Source organism: Nocardia sp. NPDC004722 (genome assembly GCF_053601505.1).
On sequence record NZ_JBSGBY010000297.1, the window covers coordinates 1 to 10,308 of the forward strand.

Below are 10,308 nucleotides of genomic sequence, written 5' to 3' on the forward strand. Positions count from 1 at the left end.
CCCCACCCACCCCGTGACGGCCCGTCCACCCCGCCCCTCCGCCCTGTTCCGGGCGGGAATGGCAGGTCGTCTCGTGTGGTTGTGTGGCGGGTGACTCTTACCGCTGTATCCACATTGCAGGCCCGGGCGGGCAAGGAAGACCTGGTGCGGGCGCAGGCGCTGGCCTTGATCGAACCGACGCTGGCGGAGGCGGGGTGCGTCGGCTATCAGCCGTATCAGCATCCGACGCGGGCGGGGGCATGGGTGGTGGTGGAGAGTTGGGAATCGCGGGCGGCGTTCGAGGCGCACTTGGTCAGTCCGCATTTGGTCGCGGCGTTCGAGTCCGGGGCGGAGCTGCTGACAGGGCCTCCGGTGGAGCGGATCTTCGAGGACTGACCAGGCGCACCGACACCGCGCCCGCCAACAGAGCCAGCGCCGCCACGTAGAGCAGGCGGACACCCACGACGAATGGCTGGAATGCCAAGGGCATCAGCGGAATAAGCGACAGCATCAGCACGGCGGCCAGCCCGGCCGTCGTCCAGAACCGCGTCGGTGCGCGCCGGGTGGCCGGTGGGTTGCCGTGCCAGGCTCGCAGCAGTCCGCGTCGGCCGATGTAATAGAACACCCCGATCGCGAGCGCCGCACCCGCCACGGTCGACGTCTGCTGCAGGGCATACCACCACGGCCTGCCGATCGGACTGGGCCGCAACAACACCGGGAATCTGGCGACTCCCCAGCCGTGCCCACCCGCCGGATCATGGGTGAACCCATCCCAGAAGTCATGCGTCACCGCACCGATCAGAATCGAATACCCCGTGATGTACCACCGATACCGCACCACCCCGAGCACTCCGTAAGCAGGCAGATCGAACCCCCCGAACCGCGGCAAATGCGCGGCGATCGGCCCGGCACCCCACCGAATCACCCCCGTGGCAACGATTCCCACAGGCAGACACCACCACAGCAACGCCGGCAGCGCATGCGTCTCCGGCATCGAAAAGAACCCCGCCACCGGATAAGAGGCATCCGGCACCGCCGACCCCACCACCAACGCAACCCCGTCCAATCGACGAGGCCACCGAATCTTCAACGGCAACACTGCCAACGCATGCGAAGGAAAAGTAAGCGGCACGACAAAGTGTATCCAGGACCCCCAGTATCCCGATACACCGCAATCCAGCTCGCCGAGAACCTCCGTCAACTCGACTCCGGGCCCCCGAGCCCGCACTGACGGCAGTGCGCTGAACGTGGCGGCGGGCCACGACGGGTCCACTCACAACGGTCGGCTCTTGTTCGCTCAGTTCAGTTGTTCGGCGAGGCCGATGATGATGTCTTCGGGGCCTCGGAGGTAGCAGAGGCGGAAGATGTTTTCGTATTGCTCGATGGTGCCTACGAGTTCGGCGCCGCGGGCTACCAGGCGGGTGACGGTGTCGTCGATGTCGTCTACCGCGAACATGATTCGGCGGATGCCTACCGTATTCGAGGGTGCGGTTTTCGGGTCGGGGTGGATGGGGGCGGGGGTGTGGAACATGGCCAGTTCGACTTTGCCGTGGCCGTCGGGGGTGCGGAGCATGGCGACTTCCTGGCGGACGTCGTCGACGGCGATGATGCGTTCCACCCAGCGGCCCTCGACGGGGCCTCGGTTTTCCAGTTCCATGCCGAGTTCGACGAAGAAGTCGATCACGGTGTCGAGGTCTTCGACCACGATGAGCACATTGTCCATACGTTGGATCGCCATGCCCCGACCCTACGGTGGAATCAGCGCTTCAGGCCGTGGCTGGAGGCGATGAGGCGTTCCATGACGGTGCGGGGCAGCAGGCGGCGGACGGCGAACATCAGCGGGGCGTTGCTGCCGACCGCGTAGAGCGGCTGTGGCCGGGCCGAATCAGCTGCCGCGACAATGGTTTCCGCGACCTTGCTGGGCGGGATGCCCTTGCTCATGCGGGCATCGAGCCCGGCCATGAACGTGGTGAAGTCGGCGAGATGGGGCGAGTTGTCGGCGATGTACTTGGTGCGGCGCTCGCTCAGCCCGGTGTCGATCTGACCGGGCTCCACGGTGGTGATCCACACCCCGAACGGGGACTCTTCGAAGCGAGCCGCGGTGGCGAACCCGCGCAACGCGGCCTTGGTCGCGACATAGGAGGATCGATACGGCATCGGGAAGCTGCCGAGCATCGACCCGACCATGACGACGCGCCCGTACCCACGCTCGCGCATGCCGGGCAGGACGGCCTGCGTCAGTGCGATGGCGCCGAAAACGTTGAGCTGGAACAGTCTTTCGATGGCGTCGCCGGGCAGTTCGGCCAGCGGTCCGGCCTGGCTCTCACCCGCGTTGTTGATCAGCACGTCGATCGCGCCGAGTTCGGTGGCGAAGCGGTCGATCGAGGCGCGGTCGGTGAGGTCGAGGGCACGGTATTCGACGCCGGGCACCCGATCGGCCTCGGGCAGAGTGTCCGGATTGCGGCTGGTCCCGATCACCTTGTGACCGCGGGCGGCGAAGGCGGCGGCGGTGGCCTTGCCGATACCCGAGGACGCGCCGGTGACCACGACGGTGCGAGTGGTAGTGCTGCTCATGGCAGCACGCTATCGGGTGTGGCGGGTGGGTGGCCAGGAGCCGGGCCGCTGCGGCAGTTCGGGCCAGGAACGCAGGATGGGAGTGCAGCGGGTATGGCGGCGTCGCGCGGCCGACTCGCCGGTAACCGATCGGACGCCGAGCCAGATGCCGAGGCCGAAAGCGGGGGCCGCCAACGCGGGAATGAGCAGGATGGCGGTGGAACTCATAACGGGGTGACCTCGATTGCTGGTCGTCGTCCAGACCGGATGTGAATGAATCGCACAGTCGGCGCGGCTGTTACGTGACGAATCGCGGCCAGGGGCGAAAACCGCAGCGGCGTGATCGAAGTCGCGAGATGTCCGTGACCATGCGGAACATCCAAATCTGTCGGATGCGCCACACCGGACGGTCTCGCGTTGATATGTTGCGCCAACCCGATGGGGAACAGACATCGGTCGGGAGTAGTCGAAGAGGACCGCGCACATGTTCGACTGGGATTTAGTCAGAAATACCGCCAGCGTCCACGTCATGACGCAGCTCGCACAGGAACGAGGCATGCGGGTGAGGGACTGTCTGGCCGGCGCCGGACTGCCATCGGAGGCGGTGATCGATTCGAATGCCGAGGTCACCGCCCGCCAAGAGGTGACCGTGGTACGAAATCTCTTGGCGCGCTTCGGGGATGAGCCCGGATTGGGGGTGGAGGCCGGGAGCCGCTATCACATTTCGCTGTACGGGCCGTGGGGGCTGGCGCTGTTGGCCAGCCGCACCCTGCGCGATGCGGTGGACATCGCGCTGCGCTATGTGGAGCTGGCCTTCGTGTTCGGGCAATTGAGTTTCGAGGAGGTCGCGGGCGAAGTATTCCTGCGCTACGACGACAGTGAAGTGCCGGAGGACGTGCGAGCCTTCCTGACCGAGCGGGTCATGACCGGCTGCCAGATGATCGGTCGCGAACTGTTCTCCGTCGGTGTTCCAGTGCGGCGCTTGAGCTTCCGGCACAGCGGACCCACCGACACCGCGCGCTACCGGGCGGTATTCGAGATCGAGCCCACCTTCGACGCCGCGCGCAACGAACTCGTCTTCGATGCCGCCTACCTGGATGTGCCACTGCCGCAGGCCAATGAGTGGGCGCGCAGCACCTGCGAACAGATGTGCCGGGATCTGCTGGCGCGCCGCCACGCTCGCTCCGGCGTCGCGGGTGCGGTGCGAGATCTGCTGGTGCGCAACCCGGGTGAGATTCCCGATCAGGCGGCGGTGGCGGCCGAATTGTTCGTCAGCCCGCGCACCCTCTCGCGGCGGCTCAACGAGGAGGGCACCTCCTTCCGGGCGCTGCTCGACGAGGTACGCCAGGCGTTGTCGGAGGAACTGCTCGACCACACCCCGATGACCACCGAGCAGGTCGCCGCGCGCCTCGGCTACGCGGAGGCCGCGTCGTTCATCCGCGCCTTCCGGCGCTGGAAGGGCTGCCCGCCGCAGGAGTACCGGGCGCGGGGACAGCGCGCCCGGGTGCCGGAACTGGTGTAGCGCTCAGTTCGCGGTCAGGAACGTGCCCGCGTGCAGGGTGGTGCCGAATCCCGGTGCGAACGCGCCGTATTCGTGGACCAGGTGGCCGCCGACCACGGTGGCGGCCACCGCAGCGTCATTGCGGTTGACCATGCGCCGCAGGCCATCTACCCCGGGGTAAGGGGCCTCGGCGTACTCGCTGCTGGACCCGTCGAAACCGGCGGGGTCGATGACGGCGATATCGGCGCGCTTTCCGGCCGTGAGCCGTCCGGCGTCGAGGCCGTACCAGTCGGCCAGTTCGCCGGTGACCCGGTGGATGGCCTGCTCCAACGGCAGGAACCCGCGCTTGTGCGCGCGTTCGAGCAGCCGCAGCCCGAAGTTGTAGAAGGCCATATTGCGCAGGTGCGCACCGGAATCCGCGAAGCCGACCTGCATCATGGGTGAGCGTTGCAGCCGGTCGAGCATCTGCTCGCGGTCATTGGCGATGACGGTGCGCCAGCGCAGCGCCGCCCCGTGCGCCACGGTCAGATCCAGCAGGGCGTCGGCCGGGTGGATGCCTCGCTCGTCGGCCACCGCGCCGAAGGACTTGCCCACCACGTCGGCTTCGGGGCAGTCGACGATGATCGCGTCGTAGAGGTCCCGATTCCACACGCGCGGCCCGAACTTCTTGGCCAGATCGGTGCGGAACCGACGGCGATAGTCCTCGTCGGCCAGGAGTTCTCCGCGCTTCATGACGTCGCGGATATTGAGCGCGGCCACCCCGGAACCGAACTCCTCGAACACCACCAGATCGACGCCGTCGGCGTACACCTCGAACGGCACCGGCAGATGCTGCCACCGGAATTGCGCCCCGCCAACGGTATTCACGATCCAGGCCGCGGCGGTGGCGGCGCGCGCGACCGTGCGATCCGCCTTCACGTCCATGCCCGCGATCAGTGTTGTCTTGAGCGGCTTGCGGATTCGCCCGGCGCTCTCGGCGAAGTAGCGGGCTATCTCGGCGCGCGTGGTCAGATTGGGCGTGCTCTGGTGGACGCGTCCGCGGCGGCGCAGAATCGCGTTGAGCGCGCGATATTCACGCCAGGTGGCGTAGGTCGACGGCAGTTGCCGGGTTGGGAACCGCGAACCCTCCAGCTTCGAGAACGAACTGCGGATGGTGGACAGGCCCACGAATCCGGCGTCGAGCGCGTCCTCGAGCATCGCGCCCATGCGCGCCAACTCGGCGTCGGTGGGTCGTGCGGCCGCGTCGACGGCCCGCTCCAGGCCCATCACCGTCACCCGGATATCCGAATGCCCCAGGAACGCAGCCACATTCGCTCCGAGCGGGCGATCGGACAGCGCCTTCGCGTAGGCGTGCGGCCCGTCCCAGTCCTTGTGCTCCTTCACCGCCGAATGCACCGCGTCCCACGGCAGCGCCTCCACCCGCGCGAACAGGTCCGCACAGTCCTCGGCCTCGGCATAGATTGTCGAGAGCGAGCAGTTGCCGAGCACGACCGAGGTCACCCCGTGCCGGACCGACTCGCCCAGACCGGGATTGCCGAGCACCTCGGCGTCGTAGTGGGTGTGCACATCGAGCATGCCCGGCATGACCCAACTCCCGGTGGCATCCAGGGTGCGCGCACCGTCGGGCACCTCGCCGCCGACGACCGCGACCTTGCCGCCGGTGATCCCCACGTCGGCGCGCACGCCCGGCGTGCCGCTCCCGTCGAACACCGTGCCCCCGCGAATTACCAAGTCGCACCGAGCCATGTCGCACCACCCTGTTTCTCAGCTCGCCGTCAGCGGTCGTTTCACACGCTATAACGGGAGTATGCGCGCCTTGTCCGGGTTGGACGATGGGTCGCCGAATCTGTCAGTGGTCGGCGACCGGGGTGTTCTGGCAGAAGGTCAGCAGCCAGCGGCCGTCCTCCTTGGTCATGCCGTACAGCGGCGAGCCCTGTGCCTGAAGTTCGTCGGCGTGGTTGAAGTACTGCTGGCGGACCTTGACCGCCGCCACGTCGGGTCGGATGAAACGAATGAAGAAGACCTCGTAGGTCGCGTAGCCATCCTTGGTCGCGCCCGGCAGTACAGCTTGGGTGAACGCGGAGATCTCGTCGAGCCCGTTGAGGAATCTGCCGCCACCGGTCGTCCAGATGGCGTCGGAATGGAACAGGGAGAGAAAGGCGTCGGCGTCCTCGGCGCGCTGCGCCTTGTCCACCGCCGCGACCACGGCATGAATGGCAGCGATATCTTGGGTCTGATCGAGCTCTGCGGTTGTCATGCGGCCATCTTCGAACCTCAACCCCACTCGAGGTCAAACGACCAGGAGTCGCAGCCCTTGCGTTCAGATGTTGCCGCCGAAGTCGGCGATCGCGGTCACCATGGCTTGGACCATCTTCGGCCCGCCATGGCCTTCGTCGTCGATCAGGACGAATTGACTTCCAGGCCAAGCCTTGTGCAGGTTCCAGGCCACTGCGGCCGGGCCGCTGACGTCGAGCTTGCCCTGAATCAGCACTGCGGGGATATCGCGCAGCGCGGGCATTCCCTCGAGCAGCGCTGACGGTGGCAGGAAGGCGGCGTGCTTCCAGTAGTGCACGACCAGGGTGGTGCACACTCGACGCCAGTCCGGATCACGCTCAGCGAGCGCCGGTTTGGTGCCGAGAGACACGTGCGCGTCCTCCCAAGCCACCCATGCCTCCACCGCCCGAGTCCGCACTTGTTCGTCGGCCGCGGTGAGCAATTCGTAGTAGGCGTCGACCAACCGCTGGCCAGGCTCAGCACCCGCGGCCGCACGGAACGCGTCCCACTCGACAGGGAACAGCTGCCCAACCGTCTCGGTAATCCATTCGACGGCATCGGGAGTGGTCAACGTCGTAGCCATGAGAACCAGCTCGCTGACCGCGCCCGGATGTGATTGTGCATAGGCCAGCGCAAGCGTCGTACCCCACGACACGCCGTTGACCAGCCATTGCCGGATACCCAGATGGGTCCGCAACGCCTCGATTTCAGCGATCAGATGCGCTGTAGTGTTGACCGAAAGACCAGCCACGTCGGCACCGACCAGCGGCCGACTACGCCCACACCCGCGTTGCTCGAACCCGACAATCAGATAGACGCGAGGATCGAACCAACGCCGGTACCCCGAACCCATCCCAGCCCCAGGCCCGCCATGCAAATACAACGCCGGTCTACCACCAGGATTCCCCGATGTCTCCCAATAGATCTCGTGCCCGTCGCCGACCGGAAGCATCCCCGTCGCAAACGGCTCAATCGGCTCGAGATTCGAATCGCCCGCCACACCGCGACCCTACAGCCACGACACTGCGCAAAGGGTAGTGCGCGCTCAGCACTGCGGTATGCGGTTAGTGGCTTCGTCGGTCGCCAATCTGGCGCGCGGATTGAAGGTTCGGGAGTACTCACTGCGGAATTTCGTCCGCTTTCCCTCGCTGAGTACTCCCGACCTCGTCGCCGACTGTCAACCCGAACGTATGCGGATGAGGTTCGGGGAGATCGCTCGTAGCGGTGTCGGTCCACCAGTGGCCAAACCGAACAGCCTTGTCAGCGGCAGGACAGTGCGTTCGATGTCGGTCGAACTGGTCGTCTCGACTACCGATGTGTCGACCCGGGCACGAGCCGCAGATCGTCCTCCGACCGCCATAATTCACACTTATGATCGTGAATTCGCTTACGGCTAGCCAGGTTTCAACAGCGTGGAAAGCAGGAATGGTCGCGACAGCCATGCTCGCGGGAGCGTGCTGCACAGTAGTGCTGTGGACACAGCTGACCCGATTCGACGATCCACAGGCGTTGATGGTCGGCGGCATCGTGGTCTTGATCCTGAGTGCTGCATGGTTGGCACTGTCCGTGTTCGCCAGCCTGAACTACAGCACCTGGTGGCGACTGGGTCTGATCATGCCGGCGCTGATCGCGATCACCACCGCGTTGAGCCTGCTCCAAGTCCCTGGCCGGATCGGGTGGACGATGTCGCGCGACGCCATGAACCGAGCGGCGGCCACGTGCGATGTGCCCGCGGCCGGCACGAGCACTGACCTTCCCTTCAAGCGGGAGAAGATCGGCGTGTACAACTTCCACCACATCGAACGCGAAACCGATGGCGGCTGCGAATTCATCCTCATGGGATATCCGGCCTCTCGCACCGGGTTCGTTTTCCTACCCAACGACGAGCGCCGAGACGGCGCCTACGGTCACCGCTACCAGTACCTCGGCGATTCCTGGTACTACTACGAACTGTGAGTCGCTGCGGTCCCCGACCACAAAATGCCCACGCGCGATTCCACACCAATCGACAAGGTGACGTTCTCGGTCCTACCGAAGCTCACGATGCCGCCCAAACGCGTCATCGAGTCCTCCCGGTCCAAAGCGACCGCTCGACAGTCATGAACGGCCCCTCCGTGACGGTAACTCGCTGACCAACCTAAAATCCGACCACGAAGTCTGAAATTCCCTACGGGGCCAAAAGATTCGGTCCACCTCACCCGGACCGAAATCCTGGGCGCAGGTCCGTCGCACATCGAACCACCCGCCCCCCACAGGCAGCCCTCCGGTGCAGGTGCCACTGCCGCTCCGCGCGAGATCTCCTACGAACTCGACATCAATGCGTTCGCCGGATGGAGCTACGGCCGACCGGAACCGAGCGGTCAGCGGCAGATCAGTGCCTTGCAGCCCACGGTGGTCGGAGGTTTCAATTGGCTCAATCGCACACTAAGTCATGAAAATTGGTCAAAATTGCCCGGAAGTAGTGGGTTTGTGTGCGCTGCAGCCAGTTCTCCTGTATTCGCCATGATGGCGCGTTCGGCTGGCGGCAGATCGGGTCGGCTTGTTGACCTTCGGCCCGGCCGCGCTGGCAAGTTCGGTCAGCGCGGCCGGTGGCGAGAGCGGGCGTTCGCGGCCATGGGGCGGGATTTCCGCTAGCTGACGATTCTGTCGTCGCGCCGATCCGGCCTCTGGTTCACCTATGAGATCACGGTGAGCGGACGAGAACACTTGTGCGGCAAGAGCTCGGCCGATGCAGTGCTCGAATATTGCTGACGCCAGCCGTGGCAGGTGGCTATCTTACCTGGGCAGACGGACCAGTCTGCGCCCTAGAATGCGTTCATGATGGGGAGGGGGTTGCGTCGCGGCAATGGCGCGCTCGTTGCGGTGGTCGCACTCGGACTACTTTTGATCGGGGTGGGATGGTGGGGCTATCAGCCAGCGGGACACGACTCGCATCGTCTTGGTTCGGGAGCCAGTTTCGACGAGTGTCTGTGTACAGCTCCGCCGACACCTCAGCAGTTGGCTGCGGTGTCGAATCTGGTTGTAGTGGGCGCGATTTCCGCGAGGCCGACGCCTGCTGCGGGCGGCGGAGTCGATTACATCCTGCGTGTTTCACGAGTCTTGCTCTCGCCCAGCACTGACGCGGTCACCGAGGTCACCGTCCACGTCAGTGGCCGAACCGGATGCTGTGCGCACGATGGGCCGATTCCTTTGAACGCTGAACAGGTGCTGTTCCTGGCTCGCCGGGATCCTGACACGTTCACTGTCACGGAGGCCGGTTGGGGGCGAATGCCTGTGCGCGACAACACCGTTTCCTACTACACCGACACCTCCCAGTACGCCGCCGAGACCCTCGACGAACTGGCTGCTCAGATCGCCGCTCCTGATCCTCGAGGCATGAACACGCCTCACGGATGACCGGCCGAGTCTTGCTGTCAGTGAAACGCGAAAGTTGCGCTTGTTGCGCGGTGGTCCGGGCCGGGGAGGTGTAGGACTGTGGACGCTGTTGGGGTGAGGTTGTGTAGGAGTAGGTGGTCCAGGCGGGCTAGGGGGAAGGGGGCGGGCCAGGTGAATCCTGGGCCCGATGAGGGGCGGGCTTCGGTGAAGGTTGGTGCGAAGGAATGCCAGTTGCGGTCGGTGGTTGCGGTGTTGAAATCGCCGGCTACGAGGATGTGGGGTGCTTGGTCGGAGGCCAGTTGGCTCGAGAGGAGCCGTAGTCCCCGGTTGCGGGTTGCGGTGTCGGTGGGGCGGACCGATGGGAGGTGGACGACGTAGACGACCAGGTCGCCGGAAGGGGTTGCGACGTGGGTGCGTAGGCCTCGTTGCCAGCCGATGCCGACGTCGGCGACTGTGGTGTCGGAGGTGGGGTAGCGGCTCCACAGTGCTACTGTGCCGCGCTCTTCGCGGTAGGGGTAGGTCGCGTCCAGGATGTGTTGTACGGGTGTGCGGTCGGTGCCGCCGAGTTCTTGTACGGCGAGCAGATCGGCGCCTGTCGCGGCCAGGGCCCGTGCGGTGGCGGATGG

At 65.6% G+C, this 10,308-nt stretch carries 12 protein-coding genes; 4 read left to right on the forward strand and 8 right to left on the reverse strand.

Annotated features, from left to right (window positions below; translation table 11 throughout):
- The first annotated feature begins 90 nt into the window (after window positions 1-90).
- Window positions 91-375, forward strand: a complete 285-nt coding sequence (locus ACWELQ_RS26090; RefSeq protein WP_452399679.1) for a putative quinol monooxygenase — start codon at window positions 91-93, stop codon at window positions 373-375.
- Here the strand turns inward: ACWELQ_RS26090 and ACWELQ_RS26095 are convergent.
- The 4 genes from ACWELQ_RS26095 to ACWELQ_RS26110 form a co-directional block, all read right to left on the reverse strand.
- Complete coding sequence (locus ACWELQ_RS26095; protein ID WP_452399680.1) at window positions 293-1,180, reverse strand: DUF4184 family protein; 888 nt, start codon at window positions 1,178-1,180, stop codon at window positions 293-295. The genes ACWELQ_RS26090 and ACWELQ_RS26095 overlap by 83 nt on opposite strands.
- Window positions 1,181-1,276: 96 nt before the next feature.
- The gene (locus ACWELQ_RS26100; protein WP_452399681.1) at window positions 1,277-1,717 is read right to left on the reverse strand and encodes a VOC family protein; all 441 of its coding nucleotides are present in this window, start codon (window positions 1,715-1,717) and stop codon (window positions 1,277-1,279) included.
- Between the two features lie 20 nt (window positions 1,718-1,737).
- On the reverse strand, window positions 1,738-2,553 hold the full coding sequence (locus ACWELQ_RS26105) for an SDR family oxidoreductase (RefSeq protein WP_452399682.1): 816 nt from the start codon (window positions 2,551-2,553) through the stop codon (window positions 1,738-1,740).
- Window positions 2,554-2,562: 9 nt separating this feature from the next.
- Window positions 2,563-2,760, reverse strand: a complete 198-nt coding sequence (locus ACWELQ_RS26110) for a hypothetical protein (RefSeq protein WP_452399683.1) — start codon at window positions 2,758-2,760, stop codon at window positions 2,563-2,565.
- Window positions 2,761-3,061: 301 nt separating this feature from the next.
- On the opposite strand from ACWELQ_RS26110, the gene ACWELQ_RS26115 reads away from it, so the two are divergent.
- Window positions 3,062-4,054, forward strand: a complete 993-nt coding sequence (locus ACWELQ_RS26115) for an AraC family transcriptional regulator (RefSeq protein ID WP_452399684.1) — start codon at window positions 3,062-3,064, stop codon at window positions 4,052-4,054.
- 3 nt (window positions 4,055-4,057) lie between these two features.
- Here the strand turns inward: ACWELQ_RS26115 and ACWELQ_RS26120 are convergent, their stop codons facing one another.
- The 3 genes from ACWELQ_RS26120 to pip all read right to left on the reverse strand — a co-directional run bounded on the left by ACWELQ_RS26120 (window position 4,058) and on the right by pip (window position 7,307).
- The gene (locus ACWELQ_RS26120; protein WP_452399685.1) at window positions 4,058-5,779 is read right to left on the reverse strand and encodes an N-acyl-D-amino-acid deacylase family protein; all 1,722 of its coding nucleotides are present in this window, start codon (window positions 5,777-5,779) and stop codon (window positions 4,058-4,060) included.
- Between the two features lie 103 nt (window positions 5,780-5,882).
- On the reverse strand, window positions 5,883-6,290 hold the full coding sequence (locus ACWELQ_RS26125) for an SgcJ/EcaC family oxidoreductase (protein ID WP_452399686.1): 408 nt from the start codon (window positions 6,288-6,290) through the stop codon (window positions 5,883-5,885).
- A gap of 63 nt (window positions 6,291-6,353) precedes the next feature.
- Entirely contained in the window at window positions 6,354-7,307 is a 954-nt protein-coding gene (gene pip / locus ACWELQ_RS26130) for a prolyl aminopeptidase (protein ID WP_452399687.1), read from the reverse strand.
- Window positions 7,308-7,678: 371 nt separating this feature from the next.
- Here pip and ACWELQ_RS26135 point away from each other — a divergent pair, with 371 nt between their 5' ends.
- Both ACWELQ_RS26135 and ACWELQ_RS26140 read left to right on the forward strand, forming a co-directional pair.
- Window positions 7,679-8,263 carry a hypothetical protein gene (locus ACWELQ_RS26135; RefSeq protein WP_452399688.1) on the forward strand — a complete coding sequence of 195 codons (585 nt, stop codon included), beginning with the start codon at window positions 7,679-7,681 and terminating at the stop codon, window positions 8,261-8,263.
- Between the two features lie 861 nt (window positions 8,264-9,124).
- A complete protein-coding gene (locus tag ACWELQ_RS26140; RefSeq protein WP_452399689.1) occupies window positions 9,125-9,703 on the forward strand; it encodes a hypothetical protein in 579 nt (192 codons plus the stop codon).
- A gap of 17 nt (window positions 9,704-9,720) precedes the next feature.
- Here the strand turns inward: ACWELQ_RS26140 and ACWELQ_RS26145 are convergent.
- Window positions 9,721-10,308, reverse strand: a 588-nt coding sequence (locus ACWELQ_RS26145; protein WP_452399690.1) for an endonuclease/exonuclease/phosphatase family protein, incomplete at its 5' end; no start/stop codon positions are given.